This is a genomic window from Pontibacter sp. 13R65, from assembly GCF_047525655.1.
Classification (GTDB): Bacteria; Bacteroidota; Bacteroidia; order Cytophagales; family Hymenobacteraceae; genus Pontibacter.
In genome coordinates this window covers 132383-153436 of the sequence record NZ_JBLIQL010000010.1, presented here as the reverse complement: position 1 = coordinate 153436, position 21054 = coordinate 132383, and the positions used below count along the sequence as shown (strand labels likewise).

The window sequence follows — 21054 nt, the reverse complement described above, 5'->3', positions numbered from 1 at the left end:
ATAATGGCATGCGCGCATTCCTTATCATATTTTTAAGCATCTGGAGCTTTAGCTCAAACTGTTGGGGCCAAACTGGCACCAGTACGCTTAGCTCACAAACCCGCTCCTGCGCCACTACTGCCTACCAGGAAGCGCTTCAGGCACAAGACCCAAGCCTGTTGTTGCGGCAAAACCAGGTTAGGCAGCAGGCAGAGCGCCTGACGGGATCGCTAAGCCAACGCAAAGATTCGCGCAAAAGCACCATCACCATACCAGTGGTTTTTCATGTAGTGTACAATACTGAGGCTGAAAATATTCCGGATGAGCAAATTCTATCGCAACTCGCTATTTTAAATGCAGACTTCAGGCGCCAGAATCCCGATACAGTAGATACGCCATCTTATTTTAAACCTTTTGCAGCCGACACAGACATTGAGTTCTGCCTTGCCTCTATCGACCCAAATGGTGACTTGACCACTGGCATTACGCGCACCAGAACCGACAAAAAGTCTTTTGACACCTACCGCGACGATGTAAAATTCACGAGCAGGGGAGGCACCGACATCTGGGACAGTAGCCAGTACCTTAATATCTGGATTTGCAACATTACAGGCAACACGTTGGGCTATTCGTCTTTCCCGGGCTTTAGCCCTGCCATAGATGGTGTGGTGCTGCTCTACTCTTCTATTGGGGCTCCTCCCTATAACAGATCTGCCGGCCCTTATAACCAGGGTCGAACTGCTACGCATGAAGTGGGCCACTGGCTTGGCCTACGCCATATCTGGGGCGGCAACTGCAACAATGCCGATGGCATAGCCGATACTCCCAACCAGCAGCGCGATACCGGAGGCTGCCCAAACGAAATTATAGTTTCCTGCGATAACGGCCCCTATGGCAACATGTGGCAAAACTATATGGATTATACCGACGATGGCTGCATGAACCTGTTTACGAAAGGGCAGGCTGAGTTAATGCAGTCGACCTTAGCCACTTCGCGTGCCTCTATCTTAACCTCCCTGGCCTGCACCGGCGCAATCCGCTCTGATTTTGAGGTGAGCAACCCATCCGACACTCTGATTTTAGCAGGCTCCAGCATTATGTTCTTAGAGAAATCGTCTGGGTCTCGGGCTGTTTCCTGGCTATGGGAGTTTGAAGGCGGCACTCCTGCTACCTCTACACAAGAAAACCCAACAGTAACTTACAACACGCCGGGTGTATACCGGGTTCGCTTAACGGTAGCCAATGGCACGGTAAGCGACACAAAAGAGCGAACCGACTACATTCAGGTCACTGTGCCTAATCTGGTCGTTTACCCGAACCCGGCTACCGATTATATTACCATAGAGCAGCCTGCGCGCATAGAGGTAAGGCACATACAACTAATGAACAGCGTGGGCCAGACGGTGTTGCAGCAGGAGGTAAAAGACAGGGTAGTACTGCTACAGGTACAGCACCTGCCCGCAGGCATTTACTACCTGCGCCTGCAAAGCTCCAATGGTCTGGTCATCAAAAAGGTGAGCGTGGTCAGGTAAGGGTAATTTGCTGGTTTTTGATTTTGAATGAGTGATTGGGAGAATGAGGGAATAAAATTTTATGCTCAACTCGATTAGCAAGCAATAATTAGCATCCAACAATTAATCTAATTCCCTTGCAGCGTTACCACCAGCCAGCGTTTAGAGGCGTGGTCGCGATGCTCGCAGAGGTAAATTCCCTGCCAGGTTCCCATGTTAAATTTACCATTGGTTATGGGCACTGTTACCGACGAGCCGAGAATGGCTGCTTTCAGGTGAGCCGGCATGTCGTCGGAGCCTTCGAGGGTATGGCGGTAGTAAGGCGCATTTTCAGGCACCATTTTGTTGAAATGGCTTTCAAAATCCTGCCGTACGGTAGGGTCGGCATCTTCGTTTATTGTCAGGCTGGCAGAGGTATGCTTGATAAAGATGTGCGCCAGGCCCACCTTTATATCTTCCAGCTCATGCAGCTGCGACTCTATCAAGTCTGTTATGAGATGAAAACCCCGTTTTACCGCTGGCAATCTGATTTCCTTTTGATACCATTTCATAATTTATTTTTGAATGAGTGAGTGAATAAGAGAATGTGTATACGGCACTTTACCTAATTGGCCGCGTTCTGAAATTATTCTAATGAATTTACCCTTCCGAAGACTTTTTGAGCCTCCGGAACCCAAGGGTATTGGCAAAAACCACAGGCATCAGTCTATCATACGTTCAAAAGCGCCGATATCTGGTTTGGTGGTGCTGCGGGCTTGGCCTTTTATATCGCGGCGAACGTCTAGCAACGGTTTGGCTGCGCCACTGGCCACCGACAAAGTATCGAGACTGAAATCCTGCTTAGAAGTAGATGTAAACTTTGGGTCCTGGTTCAGTATGTTGCCATCCTGGTTCAGGAGTTCTTTAAACCTATCGGTGCGCAGAATATTATGTGCTACTTCGGCTGTAACAGTACCACCGTCGCTCTCCAGCAGCACTTCATCTTTAAAGTTAAACCCATCGGAATATACAATGGAGTTGACCAGGCGCAGGTTAACGGTCATGTTCTTGATATCGGTGCCTGGTATATGATCCGCAACGACAAAGGCAGGCGACTCGCGCTGCATCGGGTTGTTGTAGTTAACAATGGTTGAGTAAAGCACCTCGTAGTTGCCTCCGCCCAGGCCGCTAAAGCCGTAGCGGCCGCAATTGTGTATGAGCGTGTTCACTACCCTGATGTCGGAGGTAAAACCGATAATTCCATCCTGAAAGGCAAACTGTATGGCGCAGCCCTCTACCACGGTACCTCCTTTACCCGGGTTCCCAATGCGCAGGCCCCAGACTGTATTCCGAATATCAGCGAACCGGATCCTGTTGTTCTCGCTCTGTGTCAGTATCTGGATTCCGTCCCATTGTCCCGGTGCCTGCAGGTAACTTTGCTCGCGCCTGTAGCCACTGAACACCACACGTTCTTCGGCGGTGCCCTCTACAAGCAAAGTGCCGTTTACCAATAGAACAGCTCCTGGCGTGGCAAAAATCCTCGCGCCTTTTTCTATAGTAAGGGTAGCTCCGGCACGTACCAAAATTGTATCGAGCAGAACATGCGGCTTGTCGCTGGCCCAGGTGGTAGTGCCAATAGCAGCTTTACTATGGAAGTGGGCATCCTGACCATAAGCCACCAGTTTTACCTTTTGCAGGTTACCGTTGGTACGGAACATAATGGAGTCGCTCACCAGAAGCGGCTGGTTTACGCCTGTTGGGTCTATGTTCACTTTCACCAGTATAAAAAGACTGTCGCGGCCGCGCAGTTCCAGGTTATTGGCAATAGGGCTTTCTACTCCGTTAATGGTTAGTTCGTAGGGCGATGCGCCGGAGCCACCCAGTGTAATGTTGCTTATGCGTACGGCTTTTTTATTCGGGTTGTATACCCTGAGCCGTTTTGTTACGCTGCCACGCGTAACAAAAACCGTATCGAAAAGCACTGTATCGGCCGAAAAACTCAGGATAGCCTCAGGGTCTGCCGTAATCACCTCATCATCGGGAGTACAGGAAAACACCGACAACAGAATAAACAGCGGCAACAGGTAGATCAGGTATTTCAAGGCAGTGTAAATTTAGGGTGCTTTTAGCTGTATCGCTTCAACGGGTAATTTTAGAATTATTGTAATGAAAATAACCTTCCGGGGACAAAAACAGACTTTGCAGACCAAGGGCTTTAGGCCGGCCCGCCACTTTCCGGGAACATTCCAACAAGCTTCTGTGAACCGAAACCATATAAAACAAATCAGGAATACAGCAAAGTCTCTCTCCCTTTACCATACTCCTGACTCCTGATTACTTAATTCATTTAAAATTAAGGTATTACTCTGCGGCGGCGCCTTCTTTCAGTTTTTCGGCGTTTTCGGCGATTCTAAGTTGTTCTACAAAGTCCTCTATGTTACCTTCCATAACAGCAGGCAGGTTGTATACTGTGTAGCCAATACGGTGATCGGTTACGCGGCCCTGCGGGTAGTTGTAAGTACGGATCTTATCAGATCGATCGCCACCGCCTACCATGCTCTTGCGCTGGGCACCTTCGGCCTCCAGCTTTTTGGCCAGCTCTATTTCGTAGATACGGGAGCGAAGCACTTTCAGGGCCTTGTCGTAGTTCTTAAGCTGCGACTTCTGGTCCTGGCACTGCGCCACAATACCAGTTGGAATGTGCGTAAGGCGAACGGCAGAATAGGTGGTGTTCACCGACTGGCCGCCCGGGCCTGATGACATAAACAGGTCCTTGCGGATATCGTTCATGTCGAGGTCTATATCGAACTCCTCCACCTCTGGCAGCACGATTACCGAGGCAACAGAGGTATGAATACGACCCTGTGTTTCGGTGGCCGGCACCCGCTGCACGCGGTGCACACCCGACTCAAACTTGAGTTTACCGTACACATCCTCGCCTGACATGCCTACAATAATTTCTTTGTAACCACCCGATGTACCTTCCATAGCATCCATCAGTTCTACGCGCCAACCCATTTTTTCGGCAAAGCGGGTGTACATGCGGTACAGGTCACCAGCAAAGATAGAAGCCTCGTCGCCACCGGCACCGGCTCTTATTTCCATTATAATATCTTTGCTGTCGTTAGGGTCTTTTGGTATGAGCAGCTCTTTCAGAAGCTCCTCCAGCTTATCCCGTTGCGGCAGCAGCTCGTCAAGCTCCTCCTTGGCCATCTCCCGGAAGTCTTCGTCCTTCTCGGTAGCGATAACCTGTTTGGCATTGTCGATATTGCTCAGTATGTTCAGATACTTTTTGTATTCGGTAACTATCTTATCCAGATCTTTGTACTCTTTGTTCAGCGACTTGAATTTCTTCATGTCGCTGGCCACGTCGGGCTGGATAAGCAGTTGGCTTACTTCCTCAAACCGATGATTAATGGCTTCTAATTTATCTAACATTGCTCTGCTATGGTTTTAAACTACAAAGATACTAAATTGGCGTGTAGTTTCTTTTATACATTACTGACTAAAAAGATGTTCCGCCTGCATCCTATCTTACCTGTTATAACCCTGATAACTGCCCTTATAGTTTCAGGTTGCGAAGTTAAAGTAAAGCCTGTGGAAGGCGGCAAAGAAATTGCCAAAGAGCTGGAGCGGCGTAAGGTAAAACGTGTAACCGGTGCGCAGATTCTGGAGGCAGGCCGCAAAGCCGGCGACTCTATTGTGGCTGCTGCCCAGCAGGCAATGGACCTGCGCCTGCAACAAAGCCTCGACAGCGGTGGCGTAGCCGTTGCTATGGCTTATTGCCGCCCCGAAGACTATGACCTGGTGCAGGCCCTGGAGCAGAAGTACGGCGGCAGCGCCCACCGCACCAGCTCAAAGCTACGCAACCCGGCCAACCAGGCAGCCGGAGCCGCCAAGGCAGCACTGGCACAATACGCACAGGGCAGGCAGCAGGAACCGGCCGTTCAGGAACTCAACCGCGAGGAGCTCCTGTACACTTCGCCTATCTACATCCGCAACGAAACCTGCCTGCGCTGCCATGGCACACCAGGCCAGGAGCTCTCCGAGGCCGACCTGGAAATTATTAAACAGAAATATCCGGAAGACAGTGCTACCGGGTATGCGCCGGGCGACCTGCGCGGCATATGGTTTATTAATTTTTCGAAGCAAGGGTTGGTAACCGACATGACCACTCAACCCAAAAAGAAGCGAAGAATGGGTTTGTAGTCTTTTTTGTCACTCCTTTTTGCTTTCGCTTAACCTTAAACAACTTTCTGAACCAACCTTTGGCAGGTGCCGGAGCAGCTAAAACCGAATGGCGACTTAAAGCTGCCTGACCCGGGACATGTTATTTGTTGTATATTTGCAGTTGAAACATTTACCTGCGGGCCCAGTATGCATAACCCGTATGTACCTATTTTTTTTAACCTTTAAAATACGATTTTCTATGGCCGTTATAAAAGCAACAGACACTGATTTTGCAAACATCTTAAAATCGAACCAGCATGTGGTGGTTAAATATTTTGCAGACTGGTGTGGCAACTGCCGTTTATTTTCACCTAAGTTCAAACGATTGTCGGAAGATGATCATTTTGCTAACGTTACCTTTGTAGATGTGAACGCTGAAACAAGCCCTGAGGCACGCAAAATGGCAGGAGTAACCAACCTTCCCTTCTTCGCAGTCTTTAAAAATGGCAACTTGGTAGACACTGTAGCTGCCAGTAAGGAAGAAGCAGTTCGTACCCTTATCCATAAACTTGTATAGACACGACCAATGAAAATACCGGTAATAAAAAAACTAGTTGAGACCCAAAGCATAGAAGCCTTAATGGCAGCCGAAGCGGCTATTCTGGAGGAGCAGGAGCTTCAAATTGAGGTAGAGGGCGAAGATGAAGGAGAGCAGCTTACTCATGTTCTGGCTGCTGTCTGGATTTTGAACCAAATGCACCACCAGCAAGTCGACTTTAAGACAGCGCTGCGTGAGTACACCCAAAAGGTAAGAACTTCTATCAGCTAGCTAATGTAAGCTCCCGTAGTTTGGCCGGGTTCAGAAGCAATTATTCTAATTAAATTGCCCTTCCGGAGGTGTTTAATAAGATTTTACCTCAAGGGTCCCAGCTACACACTATTTACTTACACTTTAGAACCACCAAAAAGATGAGCCCGCAGAAAAAGTTCTGCGGGCTCATCTTTTTGGTGGTTCTAAAGGTTATGTTTTGTAAAAAATGCTTCGGCCAGCTTACCTCCCTGTTCGGTGCAGATGCCCCGCAGGTAATACAGGTAAATGCTGCGGAACACCTCCGACAGGTTGTATTTAGCAGGCAGAAATATCTGTGGGTTCAGCATCATGTTCAGTTGGGCAAGAATGATGCGCGTAACGAGCTCAATGTTCACATCTTTCCGGAACAGGCCCTGCAGCACTCCCTTGTTTATAATCTCTGAGATTTGGTAATAAGAATAGGAGTCGAGGTGATCCAAGCACAGTTGCCATACCTCCGGGTAGTGCTGCTGCAAATCAGTAATATAAGCAGGATTTAGCTGTTTAATGGTATTGATGCCATCCACCAACAGCAGCATAATTTCCTCTACAGAGTTTTGTGCACCAGCTAGCATCTTCTCCTTTATCTTGTCCTGCTCCTTCAGGTCGAAAAGCACAACTTTTCGTACCATATCGGCCTTACTGGAAAAGAGTTCCTGGAAGGTAGAATGCCTGATGTCCAGTCTTTTTATTATATCTTCCTGTGTATTCGCCTCTATGCCGTCCCTCTTAAAAATTCGAAGGATCTCCTCTAAGATAGTTTCTAAAAAAGTCATAATTTCCGTAAGGCTATTTGTCCCCGTGTAAAGGCAACACTGCTTTGCACCGTTGTATTAGCAAGGTCTTTTTGTATCTACTGCTTAATCGGGAATTTAAGAATATTTTAATGTGTCTACAATAAATATTCCACTTTTTGAAATCTTTTATTTCAGCAGCAGGTTCAGGGCAATAAAGAAAAGAAGCTGCACAAAATATACATAAGGAGCCATCTTGTTCTGTTTCCAAAAATTCATCTTCTGAAACCATATGTGCAGGAGAAGCGACAAGCCAAACCACCCTATAAAGTTACTAAGGGGAATAATATCAGCATGCCAGCTCCAGAAATCATATGTTACGGCCACAGGTTCTAAGAAGTAATCGATAACCACGAGCAGAATGGCACCTGCTATTGCTTTAAGCAGCCAGTGCACCGGCAGTTTCTGTACCATATTACCGGTAGCATACACCAACATAAGCCAGTTAAGCCCAATCAGCAGCGGCACTTCCCAGAGCTTGGTGCCAAGCGTTTCTCCATAAATGTAGTTGCCAAAGAGCAGCCCTGTGTGCACTCCCAGCACTTCGGCCAAAAAGCCAGCAGCAAACACTACTGCCGCAAACAACAGGAACCTGCCCGTCCAGCCTCTATGGAAACCAAAAAGCAACGCATTGGTCAGCAGCAGGTTGAGGGGCGTCAGCGACTGGAAATAGGCTGGCCTGCCGCTAAGGCCAAGGCCCCAGAAGCCTACTACATGAAAAATAACCAGCACAGCTACCGCGAGTGGCAAGGCGTATTGCTGCAGGCGACCTACAACTTTATTATTTTGTAATTCTGGTAGAACCGTATCAGGCATTTTAATTTAAGCTTTTGTTGTTTCGGGTACTAAGTCTCCTACAATTTTTGCGGAGAGCAGGCAAAGCGGTATCCCGCCTCCGGGGTGCACACTTCCGCCACAAAAATACAAGCCACCCAGAGCGCCGCTAAAATTGGGGTGCCGGAGGAAGGCAGCCATGCGGTTGTTGGAACTGCTGCCATACAGCGCACCTGCAAACGAAGAAGTCTGCTGTTCTATCAGGAGCGGGTCCAGCACTTGCTCACAAGCTATGAGCGGCTCGACTGCCACCCCTGTCATGCGGCTTAGCTTGTTTAGTACGGTAGTACGGGTAGAGGCTATCAGTTCCTGCCAGTCCTGGCCCTGGTTGTGCGGAACGTTAACCATTACAAACCAGTTTTCGCAACCGGCAGGCGCATCGGCAGCTTCTAACTTGGAAGTAATGTTTACATACACGGTAGGGTCTGGCCCCACTGTTTTATGCCAGAATATGTGTTCGAACTCCTGGCGGTAATCCTGGCTGAAAAATATGTTGTGCAGGTGCAGCTTCGGAAAAGCTCGTTGTATGCCCCAGTAAAAGATAAGGGCGGAGCTGGAGCGCGGCTGCTGTAGTGTTTTTTCGGGAGCAAGCAGGTTTGGCAGCAGCTTGCGGTAAGTTGGCACTACATCCATGTTGCTTACTACCACATCGGCTTTATAGCTGCCCTGGCTGGTCTTTACACCCGTTACAGCCTTACCTGCTGTGGTAATTTGCTGCACCTGCTCATTGTATCTGAAAGTTACACCCAGCTCCTCTGCCAGCTGTACCAGGCTGGCGGCTATGGCATAAATTCCGCCGGTAGGGTAGAAGGCACCTATGTTGTGCTCCAGGTGCGGAATCAGGTTAAGCGTGCCGGGTGCCTGGTAAGGATCGGAGCCGTTGTAGGTGGCAAAACGATCGAGCAGCTGCACAAAGCGCGGGTCCTGAAAGTTTTTGGCATTGGCCTGGTGCATGGTAGTGGTAAGACCAAGGTCGGAGAGGCAACCCAACGCCTTTAGCACATCGGGGCTGAGGTAGGTGCCAGCTTTGTGCAACGACTTGTGCAAAAAAGTATCGGCGGTACCGTTGTACAGGCGGGCGCTCCTGGCCAGCACCTGCTGCACAGCCTTTGCCGGTACACCCAACTGCTGCTCGGCCTCCTGTGCAAAACGCTGCGGATCGGCATAGGCTTTCAGGCTGGTGCCATCTGGCCAGAAGTAGTGTGTAACTGGGTCGAGGCGGGTGTAGGTAAAATAGCGGGAGGGAGTGCGGCCTGCCAAAGTAAAAAGCTCATCTACGAGGTGCGGCAACGTGAAGAGCGAAGGACCGGCATCGAAGCGATAACCATCTAACACAAACTGTTGCATTTTGCCTCCAAACGTAGCATTCGCCTCGAGCACCGTTACCTCATATCCTTTCACGGCAAGGCGTATGGCTGCGGCAATGCCCCCAATCCCGGAACCTACTATGGCTGCTATCTTCATTTAACCGAATGTACAAGATTTTCCCTCAACTCAGAAACTGGAAACAGCCGGAAAGGTTTAAAAAAAAGTATCCAGGAATTTCCATGAATGTAAAAAAGACTAGTTTGTGCGGCTTCTAAACCTGATCTCTTATACTTACCATACGATGCTGCACCCAAGGACGTAATAAAGCCTGTGAAAGCGACTTTAACAGGATGAGGAAAACAGGAGACTGCTGTCAAAATCAGGAGTCAGCGTTCTATGAGCTAGCAGGCAATTTGCTGCCGAAAAGGGATTTTTGCAATACAGGGGGCTCCTGTTAATTAAACATCTTCTTGTAAACAGGTTTGCGGCTCCCAAACTGAACGAGCATAAGTGGGTATAGGAGCAGGTCGAGTGTCTTACTGCCGGTGCTATACTCAATGATGTCGTGAATGACGGCTCCGGCTCCTTCTTTAGCAACCAGATGCTTGTGCCGCCACCTGCGCAGGGGAGAAGGCACCTCCAGCCCCTCGTCTACAAAGTAGGCTTCAGTATCGGTAACAACGCGCTCTGTAATCAGGCTCGTCCAGCGATACGATTTAAACCCGGCCTGTAGCTCCACTTCCACCACATCGCCAGGGTAACTGCCATCAAAGCGCAACAGCTTCAGTCGCGGGTATGGCGGCGAGAGTTTCCGAAAAAGCCTCTCGTCGAAGGCATCGAAAACCGACAAATAATCTTGTTTTACAAGGGTGCGAATGTGCAATTGCATGTTGTAGGGTTCTGGTTACACCGAATAGTGGTTGTCTGCTTTGGGGTAACAACACGATGGTCATAAAGGTTTGCTAACTTCATCGCTATCAACCCTCTAGTTTTAATTTCTCTTTTCCTCAAGCTACCAGGCTGCAACTGTTTAGCCTGCTCTACCTCGCATTATATTTCCTAGATGCTTTCAAACCCAAACCTAAGCCAAGCAATTTAGGCCTTCTTTTGCCTCCGGAAGGACATTTTCATTAGAATAATCGGTTAACTACAGGCTACACCTAATTCAAAGTTAAAAATTAAATTTTATGGATGTTTCCAAAGCACCTCTCTGTAGCAGAATACCCCTAAGCCAATTTTCTCAAAAAGAGCTCTGGAAGGGTATTTTCATTAGAAGAATTGCGTCTGTAATAGCTGTGAAAACTATTTATTTTACGACAGAAAGCTACAACACAAACACGCCTAACCTCTCAAATTCCTCCTGCCATCCTGAGCTTGCCGAAGAAGCTATCAAATATAAGGCTGCAAGAAATAGTTTCCTCAACAACCGAACGCCCTTACCCCAGTTTAGAATTACATTTTACACTAAAGCCAAACGCCTCTGCAGCACAAGTGTTCGCAGAGGCGTTTGGTATGGTAGTGCGGCAGCTTATTAGCTCAACAGGTTATCAATATCTTCTTTTGTGAGGCTCTTCATTACCGTTTCGTCGGTGCTGATGAGATCGGTGACAAGCTGAATTTTGCGGCCTTGCAGCGCCAGTATTTTTTCTTCTACGGTTTCCTTTGAAATGAATTTGTACGTAAATACCTGGTTTTGCTGACCAATGCGGTGAGCCCTGTCTACCGCTTGTGCCTCCACAGCCGGGTTCCACCAAGGGTCCAGAATAAATACATAATCCGCGGCAGTGAGGTTAAGGCCCACACCACCCGCTTTCAGCGAAATAAGAAACACCTGTATCGATTTGTCTGTCTGGAAACGCTCTACCTGCTGCTGCCTGTTCTTGGTATTACCATCCAGGTAAGCATACACAATTTCCCGCTCATCCAGCGCCCGCTTTAGAATTTCGAGGTGCTTTACAAACTGACTAAATATTAGCACCTTATGGCCTTTTACCACTACATTTTTAGTCATTCGGAGCACCTCTTTCAGCTTACCAGACTCTCCTTCGTAGCCTTCATCGGTCATGAGAGGGTGGTTGGCGATCTGGCGCAGTTTCGTAAGGCCCTGCAAGAGCATAAACTGCGTATTACCGGGGCCATGCTCCTCCAGGTTGGTCAGTATTTTATTGCGGTAATAGGATTTAGTTTCTTCGTAGGCGTGCTCCTGCTCCTCGGTCATTTTACAGAACGTAATGTTCTCTACTTTTTCAGGAAGCTCTTTTGCCACCTGCGATTTGTGCCTGCGCAGGATAAAAGGCTTGATGAGCGCATGCAGTTTTCTTATTTTCTGCTCATCTTTCTCTTTCTCAATGGGTTTCAGAAACTCCTTTCGGAAAAAGTGCTGGTTGCCCAGTAAGCCAGGGTTTATAAACGACATCTGCGACCACAGGTCCATGGTGCTGTTCTCCACAGGCGTACCTGTCAGGATCAGGCGGTAGCGCGACTTGAGCGATCGCACAGAGCGCGACGTGTTAGAATCTGGGTTCTTGATAGCCTGCGACTCGTCCAGAATAATATAATCGAAGTAATAATTTTTCAGCAGTTCTGCATCTAGCCGCACAATGCCATAGGAGGTAAGCACCACATCGTAGTTCTTGAACTGCTCCACGTCTTTGTCGCGGTAGGTGCCGGTGTAGGTGAGCACACGCAGGTTGGGCGTAAACTTCTCTGCTTCGCTCTGCCAGTTATAGATGAGCGAGGTTGGCATAACCAGCAACGTTGCCGAATCGGCCCCGTTTTCTTTGCGGTGCTGCAGCATCGCCAGCGCCTGCACGGTCTTACCTAAACCCATGTCGTCGGCAAGGCAGCCGCCAAACTTATAATCCTTTACAAAGTGCAGCCAGTTATAACCGGCTTTCTGGTAGGGGCGCAGCTCTCCTTTGAAGCCGGCAGGCAATGGTTTGTCTTCTATTTCTTCGAACTCGCGGAGCTTCTCCAGCTTGCGGCTCATGTTTACAGTAGCCAGGTTACCGTTCTGCAGGTCGTTTACCAGCGCCATGTGGTGCTTTTTGAGCGTGAGGATCTGGTCGCCATCCGAAAAAGCAAAAAGTTCGATATACTGCGTAAACCATTCCTCCGGAATAATGGCTATCTGCCCATTAGGCAGCATAAATTCATTGTTCTTGGTAAGAATATGCGACTTAAGCTTTATAAAAGGAATGGAAAACTCGCCAAACTGCACCGTACCGTAAATATCAAACCAGTCGTTGTTTTCAGTAATGCCTACGCTCACAGAGATCTCCCCTATAAAGTAGTTCTTACCGCCCTTCTCCGATTGCTTTACGATAAATCCAAGCTGCTCCAGCTCCTGCAGGTGGTTGTTGAGCCACGAAAACGCGGTGCTTTTCTCCAGCACAGCCTTGCCATTCTTAACCTCCAGCGCCCTCTTCGATAGCTCCTTTATGTATTCTTTTTCATGGTTAACATCTCTGATCAGCCTATGAAACACATAGGAATCTTCTGTTTTTTCCATGCTCACGCTCACACGTTTCAGCTCCTGCGTCTCCACCATGTGGTCGCCATACAAAAACGACAGGTTGAATAGTATCTTATCAGCAGAAACGGAGCGATCTGCTCTTGCCTCGCCTCCGTTGCCATTTACCGGCAGCGCTACCGCATCGGTAGTGCTTAGCTCCGAAAAGGTGAGGTAGGGATTGGGTTTGTATTTCTGAGACCGGATGTCAAAGCCTTTTGCATACACATCGAAAGACTCTACCAGGGGAGCAACAAATTTGCTGTAGTAGTTGTCCTCCACCGATCTGGGTATTACAATAAATTTCTTGTTCAGGAAAGGCTGTAGCTTTTTACCGTCTATGGGTTTGTCGAACCCATAAATGGTATTGTTCAGGAGCAGCCAGGCAGGTTCGTAGCAAACTAATGTGGCGTGCTTGTACTGGAACTCCAGCTTTTGTCCGCCATATTTAAGAGTAGGAAAATAATGCGTATTGTTTTCGTTTCGCATAAAATGGAAAAGCACAGTAGCTTTTTCCGGAGCCATGCTAATTTGTTTCCAGGTTGGCTCCCCGTCTTTCCCCATGATAAAGGTCAACTTTCCGTCCAGCAAGTCCAGTATTTTGGCCATCCGGACCTGAATATAATGATGAATTTCTTCCTGCAGCGCCTTGTCACCTTTTTCCTGATCATATACTTTCAGAAAAAAGTCTACGGGTGAAAGTTTTTTAGTAGAGAATTTTTTGAGCACCGCATCCTGCTGAATCTGATCGATCAGGGGAATGAGCTTAAAATCGCAGGCATCGAGGCGCGAAGAAAATTCGTCGGCGTTTTTTGAAGAAATGTTCTGGTGCTGAAGCGTTAGCTGCCCTTTGCTATTTACCTGCACTACAAACGATTCGAACAAGTAACCCAGGTACTCATGTTCGAAGAGAGAATAAATTATCTGAAAAGGCTGGGTTGTATAAACGTTCATGCCAAAACCAATTTAGGACATCAAAAATACCTCTAAATCGGTAATTATCCTAGAAAAATCAAGCTTTTCACTAACTATAGCTTGTTTTATTATTATTTATATAAATAACTGATTTTCAGAACTATATATTTTCCGTAACCGACATGGAAGCCGCTTTATAGGCAGGTCTGATAGAAACTAACAAAGTAATAATAACAATAGCTAACCCGGTAAATACAAAATCGCTAACCTGCATTTTTACAGGGTAAGAATCTACAATAGAAGTAGCCATACCCATAGATACAAGCCCAAAGCTCTCCTGCAGGTTACACACCAGCATGCCCAGCGATAGGCCATAGGTTGCCCCGATAAAAGCAACCAGCGCTCCCTCAAACAAAAAAATGTTCCGAATAGTAGTAGCGGTTGCTCCCATAGAAGCCAATATGGCAATGTCTTTCTTCTTATCTATAACCAGCATAGACAGGGAGAAAAAGATGTTGAGGGAAGCTATAAGCAGAATAAACGCAAATGTAATGAACACGAACAGCTTTTCTACCTTTACAGCGCGAAGCAGGCTGGTATGCTGCTCATCGCTATCCTGCACCTTAAAGGCGGTGCCGAGGGTGCTTTGCAAGGCTTTTTTTACGGTTTCGATACTATGTCCGTCTTCTACCTTGATTTCGAGGGATGTGCGCCGCCTGCCGTACTCAAGTAATTCTTCGGCAAAATTGAGCGGTACAAATACGTAAGCATCGTCGTATTGCCGCTCGATGGCAAACACGCCACCTGGCCTTATGGGCAGGCTGTTGAAGGAGCCTTCAGGGTTTAGCGGGTTAAATTTGGTATTGCGCGGGTAAAGAAACTGCAGCGACACAAATTGGTTCGAGGGCCTAATGGAGAGTTGATACTGCACCCCACGCCCCACCACTGCAAAATACTCGTCGTTGCGATAAAGGTCGAAGTGCCCCTCTACAATAGAAGAATCAATCTGGTTCTGCTCAAAAAAATTCTCGCTTACGCCTTTTACCTTTACCACCATCTGGCGGTCGTTGTAGCGTAGCAGGGCATTGTCTTCAATCACTTCTGAGACCACGGCCACGCCTGGGGTCCGGCGTATGCGGTTCATAAACTCTGTGTCGGTCTCAAAGGATTTACCCTCCACCACCGAAATCTTCAGGTCCGGATCGAAACTGCTGTAAATGGCGCGGATCAGGTCTTCGAGGCCATTGAACACTGAAAGCACTATAATGAGTGCCATAGTGCCGACAGCCACACCGATCATGGCAATATTGGAGATAATGCTAATGATGTTCCTCTTCTTTCTGGAGAAAAAATATCGTTTCGCTATCAGAAAAGGTACATTCATTGGTTAATTGTTTGTGGCTGGTTGCTGTTAGCTAATTGTTAAATGGTTAATTTCTATAATGATCGTGTATTAGACAAATTGAATTAACCATTTAACAATTAATTACTTCCAGGCTTTTACGATGAGGCCAGTGCCTGATTCGTGTTTACCGTTTACGTCCATCCAGTTAAGCAGCAGGCAAAACGGAAACGTGATGAGGTAATAGAACGGCAAAAGCAGGAAGAAAATTTTAGACACGCCCAGCAGTTGCAGCGGGTACTTCATAGAGAGCCGCCACGATATCTGTCCGGGCTTGCCATACGAGTACCGCGCCTCCACTCTACGGAAGCCAGCCCGTTGCAGTTTTCCATGTATCTCCTGAATACCATAGCCATCGCGCACATGTTCTTCTATAAAAGAGCTTTCATCGCCGCTGTGTACGTCGGAGCCGCCCTGATCAGAAGGAGTGGAGATTACGAGCATACCGCCAGATCGAAGCGAAGCATGAATGTTTTTGAACACCTGCACGTCTTCCTCAATATGCTCCATTACATCCACAGAAAGCACCAGGTCGAAACTATTGGGCTGCCGGAACTGCACCAGGTCTGCAATGCGAAACACGACGTTCTGCCGATCGATCGCTCGGAAGAAACGATTGCTGTCTGATACCTGCTCCTCCTTTACGTCCACGGCCAGCACGCTCCACTTATCGCTCATGCTGGTCAGGAAATAGGTATACTGCCCAAAACCGGAACCGGCATCCAGAATGTGTTGCTCCTTACCTTTTCGGGCTAAAGCCCAAGCCTTTAGCTCTTTGTGCACGTGCCAGGCACGCAGCAGGAGCAGGTCGAGCAGGTGGTAAAATATGCGTCTAAGAAAAGGGGTCTGGTTGAACACGTCGCCCAGAATCCGCTTTATCGGATCATACTGCATAAGGTTGAGGCAAGGCTAGCGGGTCGTGTTTTCGTCTTCTTCGTCTCCAGCGGCATCATCCTCCGCCGCATCGTCCTCGCTGGCAGGTGGTATTTCCAGACCAGAGAACAATTTATCCATCTGGGCGGCATACTCGGCACTGTCGTCGAGGTAAAAAGCCAGCGCGGGAATTACCCTTACCTGGTTTTTGATGCGCTGCGCCAGATGGTGACGAATGGTTTTAGTGTTTTCCTTTATTTCCTGCAGCACCGCTTTGTTGTCGGTGGCCATCAGCAGGCTCAGGTACACGCGTGCCAGCCCCAAATCAGGTGATACACGCACCACACTTACCGATATATAAGCTCCTCCGAATAGGTGCGGCACTTCCCTCTGGAAGATGTCGGCCAGCTCTTTTTGAATGAGGCGAGAGAATTTCTGTTGTCTTTTACTTTCCATACGAAGATGCAAATATCATATTAATTTCGCATTTTTACCCCAAAAGTAACCTACTCATTTCGGAGGAGGTACGTTTATATCGCTTTCTAACTCTTAATCTCTTGATTAGTTACTTCAGAAGCATACTGCCTTCCCGACTGATCCTGCTGGTTTTACTCTACCTGGCCATACGTGTTCCGCTTATTTTACTGGGAATTCCTGCCACCGTGCCGGAGTTGAACTTTATGCTGGTAGGGGAGCGCATGGCCGATGGGTTTGCCATGTACCGCGAAATTTACGACAGCACCGCACCGCTTTCGGCTCTGGTATATTGGATTATAGATGTGCTGGCTGGCAGGTCGTACCTGACTTACAGGCTAGTGGCAGCGGCGCTATTGCTGGCTCAGGCCTTGCTTCTGAATGCTACCTTTACGCGGAACAAGGTGTACCCAACCAGTAACTACCTGCCGGCCCTCCTTTACCTTACCCTTGGCTGCCTTACGCTGGAGTTTGAAATGCTTACGCCTATGCTCATTGGCAACACCTTCGTTATTCTCTCGCTGCCTTACTTTATTACACTTTCGAGGGAAGGCCTTGACAATAGTCGTTTGTTTATTGGCGGATTTATGCTGGGGCTGGCGGCGCTCAGTTTTCTGCCCCTGGCCTTGTTCCTGCTGATGGGGCTTTTTGCTGTTATCTTTTTTGCCTCTGCCGCTTTCCGAAGCTCTCTTTTGATGCTGTGTGGGTTTGCCTTTCCGTATGCGATGCTCCTGTGCTACTACCTGTTTACGGGCACCGTAGGAAGTTTTCTGGAGCTGCACCTGCTCCGGCCCTGGCGTTTTGAGGTCTCTTTTCTGATACCTGCTACCGACCTGGCCAAGCTGCTTGTATTACCTGCCCTGGTGTTGGCGCTGTCGTTGTTTAGTATGCTGTCGTTGTCGCAGCGGCTCGTGTTTCAGGTGAAATTTCAGCAGCTGATGGTGGTCTGGCTCATCGTAAGCCTGATGGTTATTCTTTCACGCGACGAGGTTTCGGCAGCCTCCTTTCTGGTGCTGCTTCCGCCTATTGCCTATTTCAGCGAATATTTATTTACTAGTCGGCTCAAGGCCTGGATACTTTCTCTAATTTATTTAACAGTTTTGTCTGGCGTTGTTTTGTTGCGTTACCGGCAGCAGCTTGGTATTAGCGCTATCGTTAAAATCGACGAATCCAGAATTCTTTTGCCCACCGCGCCTGCACAACCTGTTCAGGGAACCTCAGTATTGGTGCTCGGCAACGACATTACGTATTACATTCAGAACAAACTGGCTACGCCTTATCTCAATTGGCGCCTGGCACAGCGGCATTTCGGGCAACTAAACGAGTACGATGCTGTGTTTGCACTATATCAGAACTTCAAGAAAGAACCTCCGGCCTATATTGTAGACAAGCAAGGGCTAATGGCAACTTTAAAATACAAGCTCCCCACTATATTCGAAGCATACGAACCTACTGCAACCCCTGCTGTTTATAAGCGGCGCTACAGGTAAAGCAGTCGTGATGATCTAGATCCTTTGATAGGGTTTTAGATATTATTTGACATGCTCTTGAAGGATTAAGGATCTGCAGGAAAGGAGGGTAATTAATTTTGTTCTCTTGTTTACTTAATCAAAATTTCTCTCAAACAATCAGCAATCAAATTATTCCAATGAAAAAGGCCTTCCGGAGGCTAAAATCGCCTGATGAGATCCTGGCTTAATGCTAGGGTTTAGTTTATAAAACGACAGCGCGACCCAATGGGCCGCGCTGTCGTTTTACGTTTGTACCTGTTGTTTTAGAAGAGTAAGTCTTAGCAATTGGTAATCTTGTCTACACGTGTCTGGTGGCGTCCGCCTTCAAATTCAGTTGAAAGGAAAACGCGCATCATCTCTACTGCTTCCTCCTCCGACACAAAACGCGAAGGAATGCACAATACATTGGCGTTGTTGTGGCCACGTGCCAGTTGTGCCAGCTCCGGCTTCCAGCAAAGCGCTGCTCTTACCTGCGGGTACTTGTTTGCCGTAATGGCTACTCCGTTGCCACTGCCACACACCAAAATGCCATACTCAAACTCCTTATTGGCTACAGCTTTAGAAAGCGGGTGCACAAAGTCTGGGTAATCAGAAGATTCGCCGGTATAAGGACCGAAATCTTTCAGCTCATGCCCATCTTGCTCCAACACTTTTATCAGCATGTTTTTGTATACAAACCCGGCATGGTCTCCGCCGATTGCTATTTTGTAAGCCATAGTCTTAGATGGTATCGTTTTCGTTTAATCGCTTTAAGTCTCTTTTACGGATAGAACTAGAAACACTGATACTGATTTCGTACAGCACTAGCAGCGGCAAGCCTATCAACAGCTGGCTGATTACATCGGGCGGTGTTATGATAGCCGAAACAACCAAAATAATAATGATTGAGTGGCGCCGGTACAACTTCATAATCTCCGGGGTAAGCAAACCAGCCTTAGTGAAGAAATACACTACTACCGGCATCTGGAACATTACCGCACACGACAGGCAGAGCATGGTGAGTGTGGAGATGTACGACGAAAGGTCAAACTCGTTCTTAATAGAAGGATCTACCTGGTAACTGGCCAGGAAGTTGATCGAAATAGGCGAAACCACATAGTATCCGAACAACAGCCCCAGTATAAACAGCAGCGACACAAAGAAAACAGCGCCTCTGGAGTTCTTCTGCTCCTGTGGGTAAAGACCGGGACTCACAAAGCGCCATATCTCCCAAAAAGCATACGGAAAAGCACAGGCAAGTCCCAGCACAAGCGACACCATTAAGTGCATGGCAAACTGCCCGCTCATCTGCCGGCTCTGAATCGTAAAGCCCAGATCGGTAATGCAAAGGGCTTCGGACCCAATGCGTTCCCCGATATCGCACATCAGCTGATAGCTGAAAAAATCGGTGCGGGAAGGAGCCAGTATAATATCATGAAACACAAAGCTTTTTGCTAAAAAAGCAATGACTGCAAATACCAGAATAGAGGCGAGCGACCTGATAACATGCCATCTTAACTCCTCCAGGTGGTCCACAAAGGACATCTCCTGCGTCTCTTCTCCCATATAAGCTTTGTTCATTTAGTAAGGCTCTTCCGCTCTTTTTTTAGTGCGCGAAAAGCGGATATTTTTCCATCCACGCATTTACGTCTTTGCGCACAGACTGGATTTTGCTTTCGTTCTCATTATTTAACAGCACTGTGTCGATCAGGTCCACAATACGCTCCATGTCGTTCTCTTTCAGGCCTCTTGTTGTAATGGCTGCCGTACCTACACGCATACCAGAGGTTACAAAAGGTGATTTATCATCGAAAGGAACCATGTTCTTGTTGATGGTAATATCTGCTTTTACCAGGGCGTTCTCAGCAAGCTTACCGGTGAGGCCTTTAGAGCGCAGGTCTATCAGCATCATGTGGTTGTCTGTGCCGCCGGAAATAATATCGTATCCGCGCGACAGGAAGGCTTTGGCCATGGCCTGAGCATTCTGCTGCACCTGCTTCACATAGTTCAGGTAATCATCGGAGAGGGCTTCGAAGAAAGAAACGGCCTTAGCAGCGATTACATGCTCCAGTGGTCCGCCTTGTGTGCCCGGGAAAACAGCGCCATCCAGCAACGACGACATCATGCGTGTTTCGCCTTTAGGAGTTTTCAGACCGAACGGATTTTCGAAGTCTTTACCCATCATGATCATGCCGCCTCTTGGGCCGCGCAATGTCTTGTGGGTAGTAGTAGTAACAATGTGGCAATGCTCAAACGGGTTGTTGAGTAAGCCACGTGCAATCAAGCCAGATGGGTGAGAGATATCGGCCAGTAAGAGAGCGCCTACTTCGTCGGCAGCTTCGCGTAGCTTTTTGTAGTCCCACTCACGCGAGTAAGCAGAGGCACCGCAAATAATCAGTTTCGGCTGTTCCCGGCGGGCAATCTCTACTACCTTGTTGAAATCGATTAAACCGGTTTCCTGCTCTACGCCATAAAAAGACGGCTTGTATATTTTTCCTGAAAAGTTAACAGGCGAACCGTGTGTCAGGTGACCACCGTGCGACAGGTCGAAACCTAAAATTTTATCGCCAGGGTTCAACACAGCTAACATAACAGCTGCGTTTGCCTGTGCGCCAGAGTGTGGCTGCACGTTTACCCAGGCGGCACCAAAAAGCTCTTTAGCACGATCTATAGCCAATTGCTCGGCCTGATCTACAATTTCACATCCACCATAATAGCGTTTGCCTGGCAGGCCTTCCGCATACTTGTTTGTCATCTCGCTGCCCATGGCCTGCATGACCTGCTCCGATACAAAGTTTTCGGAGGCGATTAATTCGATGCCATGTGTCTGGCGTGCTTTTTCTTTGGCAATTAAATCAAAAATGGCTGTGTCCTTTTGCATTGCTACTTTGGTTGATGTAATCGGTTCAAAATTAAGGTTTGCGCTTGAATAAACCAATGTTTGAGAATTTTAAGTAGGTAATC

19 protein-coding genes are annotated in these 21054 nt (G+C 48.0%); 5 read left to right on the top strand and 14 right to left on the bottom strand.

Going from position 1 to position 21054, the window contains the following annotated elements; all coding sequences use genetic code 11:
- The first annotated feature begins 8 nt into the window (after nucleotides 1-8).
- Nucleotides 9-1511: a M43 family zinc metalloprotease gene (locus ACMA1I_RS13775; RefSeq protein WP_337068957.1), complete on the top strand. Its 1503-nt coding sequence runs from the start codon at nucleotides 9-11 to the stop codon at nucleotides 1509-1511.
- 107 nt (nucleotides 1512-1618) lie between these two features.
- On the opposite strand, the gene ACMA1I_RS13770 is transcribed toward ACMA1I_RS13775, so the two are convergent.
- The 3 genes from ACMA1I_RS13770 to prfA all read right to left on the bottom strand — a co-directional run bounded on the left by ACMA1I_RS13770 (nucleotide 1619) and on the right by prfA (nucleotide 4907).
- Nucleotides 1619-2041 (bottom strand): secondary thiamine-phosphate synthase enzyme YjbQ, encoded by a 423-nt coding sequence (locus ACMA1I_RS13770; RefSeq protein WP_337068956.1) that lies wholly within the window; start codon nucleotides 2039-2041, stop codon nucleotides 1619-1621.
- A 150-nt stretch (nucleotides 2042-2191) separates the two neighbouring features.
- The gene (locus ACMA1I_RS13765) at nucleotides 2192-3571 is read right to left on the bottom strand and encodes a hypothetical protein (RefSeq protein ID WP_337068955.1); all 1380 of its coding nucleotides are present in this window, start codon (nucleotides 3569-3571) and stop codon (nucleotides 2192-2194) included.
- 259 nt (nucleotides 3572-3830) lie between these two features.
- Nucleotides 3831-4907, bottom strand: coding sequence for a peptide chain release factor 1 (prfA, locus tag ACMA1I_RS13760; RefSeq protein ID WP_337068954.1), 1077 nt, complete (start codon nucleotides 4905-4907; stop codon nucleotides 3831-3833).
- Nucleotides 4908-4982: 75 nt separating this feature from the next.
- Here prfA and ACMA1I_RS13755 point away from each other — a divergent pair, with 75 nt between their 5' ends.
- From ACMA1I_RS13755 to ACMA1I_RS13745, 3 genes are all read left to right on the top strand, one after another.
- Complete coding sequence (locus ACMA1I_RS13755) at nucleotides 4983-5678, top strand: c-type heme family protein (protein WP_337068953.1); 696 nt, start codon at nucleotides 4983-4985, stop codon at nucleotides 5676-5678.
- Nucleotides 5679-5898: 220 nt separating this feature from the next.
- On the top strand, nucleotides 5899-6216 hold the full coding sequence (locus tag ACMA1I_RS13750; protein WP_337068952.1) for a thioredoxin family protein: 318 nt from the start codon (nucleotides 5899-5901) through the stop codon (nucleotides 6214-6216).
- Between the two features lie 9 nt (nucleotides 6217-6225).
- A complete protein-coding gene (locus ACMA1I_RS13745) occupies nucleotides 6226-6468 on the top strand; it encodes a DUF6952 family protein (protein ID WP_337068951.1) in 243 nt (80 codons plus the stop codon).
- Between the two features lie 185 nt (nucleotides 6469-6653).
- Here the strand turns inward: ACMA1I_RS13745 and ACMA1I_RS13740 are convergent, their stop codons facing one another.
- The 8 genes from ACMA1I_RS13740 to rbfA form a co-directional block, all read right to left on the bottom strand.
- A complete protein-coding gene (locus ACMA1I_RS13740; protein ID WP_337068950.1) occupies nucleotides 6654-7265 on the bottom strand; it encodes a TetR/AcrR family transcriptional regulator in 612 nt (203 codons plus the stop codon).
- 147 nt (nucleotides 7266-7412) lie between these two features.
- Nucleotides 7413-8099 carry a carotenoid biosynthesis protein gene (locus ACMA1I_RS13735; RefSeq protein WP_337068949.1) on the bottom strand — a complete coding sequence of 229 codons (687 nt, stop codon included), beginning with the start codon at nucleotides 8097-8099 and terminating at the stop codon, nucleotides 7413-7415.
- Nucleotides 8100-8105: 6 nt separating this feature from the next.
- Entirely contained in the window at nucleotides 8106-9581 is a 1476-nt protein-coding gene (gene crtD, locus ACMA1I_RS13730; protein WP_337068948.1) for a 1-hydroxycarotenoid 3,4-desaturase CrtD, read from the bottom strand.
- Between the two features lie 298 nt (nucleotides 9582-9879).
- On the bottom strand, nucleotides 9880-10314 hold the full coding sequence (locus ACMA1I_RS13725) for a hypothetical protein (protein ID WP_337068947.1): 435 nt from the start codon (nucleotides 10312-10314) through the stop codon (nucleotides 9880-9882).
- 642 nt (nucleotides 10315-10956) lie between these two features.
- Entirely contained in the window at nucleotides 10957-13890 is a 2934-nt protein-coding gene (locus ACMA1I_RS13720; RefSeq protein WP_337068946.1) for a DEAD/DEAH box helicase, read from the bottom strand.
- 121 nt (nucleotides 13891-14011) lie between these two features.
- Nucleotides 14012-15235, bottom strand: a complete 1224-nt coding sequence (locus ACMA1I_RS13715) for an ABC transporter permease (protein WP_337068945.1) — start codon at nucleotides 15233-15235, stop codon at nucleotides 14012-14014.
- Nucleotides 15236-15337: 102 nt separating this feature from the next.
- A complete protein-coding gene (locus tag ACMA1I_RS13710) occupies nucleotides 15338-16147 on the bottom strand; it encodes a class I SAM-dependent methyltransferase (protein ID WP_337068944.1) in 810 nt (269 codons plus the stop codon).
- A 15-nt stretch (nucleotides 16148-16162) separates the two neighbouring features.
- Nucleotides 16163-16582 carry a 30S ribosome-binding factor RbfA gene (gene rbfA / locus ACMA1I_RS13705; protein WP_337068943.1) on the bottom strand — a complete coding sequence of 140 codons (420 nt, stop codon included), beginning with the start codon at nucleotides 16580-16582 and terminating at the stop codon, nucleotides 16163-16165.
- A gap of 101 nt (nucleotides 16583-16683) precedes the next feature.
- Here rbfA and ACMA1I_RS13700 point away from each other — a divergent pair, with 101 nt between their 5' ends.
- Nucleotides 16684-18090, top strand: coding sequence for a hypothetical protein (locus ACMA1I_RS13700; RefSeq protein ID WP_337068941.1), 1407 nt, complete (start codon nucleotides 16684-16686; stop codon nucleotides 18088-18090).
- Nucleotides 18091-18389: 299 nt separating this feature from the next.
- Here ACMA1I_RS13700 and rpiB read toward each other — a convergent pair whose 3' ends face one another.
- The 3 genes from rpiB to glyA are packed head-to-tail and all read right to left on the bottom strand — an operon-like array spanning nucleotide 18390 to nucleotide 20971.
- Complete coding sequence (gene rpiB, locus ACMA1I_RS13695; protein WP_337068940.1) at nucleotides 18390-18827, bottom strand: ribose 5-phosphate isomerase B; 438 nt, start codon at nucleotides 18825-18827, stop codon at nucleotides 18390-18392.
- A gap of 4 nt (nucleotides 18828-18831) precedes the next feature.
- Nucleotides 18832-19671 carry a twin-arginine translocase subunit TatC gene (gene tatC, locus ACMA1I_RS13690; protein WP_337068939.1) on the bottom strand — a complete coding sequence of 280 codons (840 nt, stop codon included), beginning with the start codon at nucleotides 19669-19671 and terminating at the stop codon, nucleotides 18832-18834.
- A 25-nt stretch (nucleotides 19672-19696) separates the two neighbouring features.
- Nucleotides 19697-20971 (bottom strand): serine hydroxymethyltransferase, encoded by a 1275-nt coding sequence (glyA, locus tag ACMA1I_RS13685; RefSeq protein WP_337068938.1) that lies wholly within the window; start codon nucleotides 20969-20971, stop codon nucleotides 19697-19699.
- Nucleotides 20972-21054 lie beyond the last annotated feature (83 nt).

Excerpts from the sequence above, each read along its gene's own strand:
- ACMA1I_RS13775 (WP_337068957.1), top strand. The coding sequence starts at position 9 with ATGCGCGCATTCCTTATCATATTTTTAAGCATCTGGAGCTTTAGCTCA.
- ACMA1I_RS13770 (WP_337068956.1), bottom strand. The coding sequence starts at position 2,041 with ATGAAATGGTATCAAAAGGAAATCAGATTGCCAGCGGTAAAACGGGGT.
- prfA (WP_337068954.1), bottom strand. The coding sequence starts at position 4,907 with ATGTTAGATAAATTAGAAGCCATTAATCATCGGTTTGAGGAAGTAAGC.
- ACMA1I_RS13755 (WP_337068953.1), top strand. The coding sequence starts at position 4,983 with ATGTTCCGCCTGCATCCTATCTTACCTGTTATAACCCTGATAACTGCC.
- ACMA1I_RS13750 (WP_337068952.1), top strand. The coding sequence starts at position 5,899 with ATGGCCGTTATAAAAGCAACAGACACTGATTTTGCAAACATCTTAAAA.
- ACMA1I_RS13745 (WP_337068951.1), top strand. The coding sequence starts at position 6,226 with ATGAAAATACCGGTAATAAAAAAACTAGTTGAGACCCAAAGCATAGAA.
- ACMA1I_RS13740 (WP_337068950.1), bottom strand. The coding sequence starts at position 7,265 with ATGACTTTTTTAGAAACTATCTTAGAGGAGATCCTTCGAATTTTTAAG.
- ACMA1I_RS13735 (WP_337068949.1), bottom strand. The coding sequence starts at position 8,099 with ATGCCTGATACGGTTCTACCAGAATTACAAAATAATAAAGTTGTAGGT.
- crtD (WP_337068948.1), bottom strand. The coding sequence starts at position 9,581 with ATGAAGATAGCAGCCATAGTAGGTTCCGGGATTGGGGGCATTGCCGCA.
- ACMA1I_RS13725 (WP_337068947.1), bottom strand. The coding sequence starts at position 10,314 with ATGCAATTGCACATTCGCACCCTTGTAAAACAAGATTATTTGTCGGTT.
- ACMA1I_RS13720 (WP_337068946.1), bottom strand. The coding sequence starts at position 13,890 with ATGAACGTTTATACAACCCAGCCTTTTCAGATAATTTATTCTCTCTTC.
- ACMA1I_RS13715 (WP_337068945.1), bottom strand. The coding sequence starts at position 15,235 with ATGAATGTACCTTTTCTGATAGCGAAACGATATTTTTTCTCCAGAAAG.
- ACMA1I_RS13710 (WP_337068944.1), bottom strand. The coding sequence starts at position 16,147 with ATGCAGTATGATCCGATAAAGCGGATTCTGGGCGACGTGTTCAACCAG.
- rbfA (WP_337068943.1), bottom strand. The coding sequence starts at position 16,582 with ATGGAAAGTAAAAGACAACAGAAATTCTCTCGCCTCATTCAAAAAGAG.
- rpiB (WP_337068940.1), bottom strand. The coding sequence starts at position 18,827 with ATGGCTTACAAAATAGCAATCGGCGGAGACCATGCCGGGTTTGTATAC.
- tatC (WP_337068939.1), bottom strand. The coding sequence starts at position 19,671 with ATGAACAAAGCTTATATGGGAGAAGAGACGCAGGAGATGTCCTTTGTG.
- glyA (WP_337068938.1), bottom strand. The coding sequence starts at position 20,971 with ATGCAAAAGGACACAGCCATTTTTGATTTAATTGCCAAAGAAAAAGCA.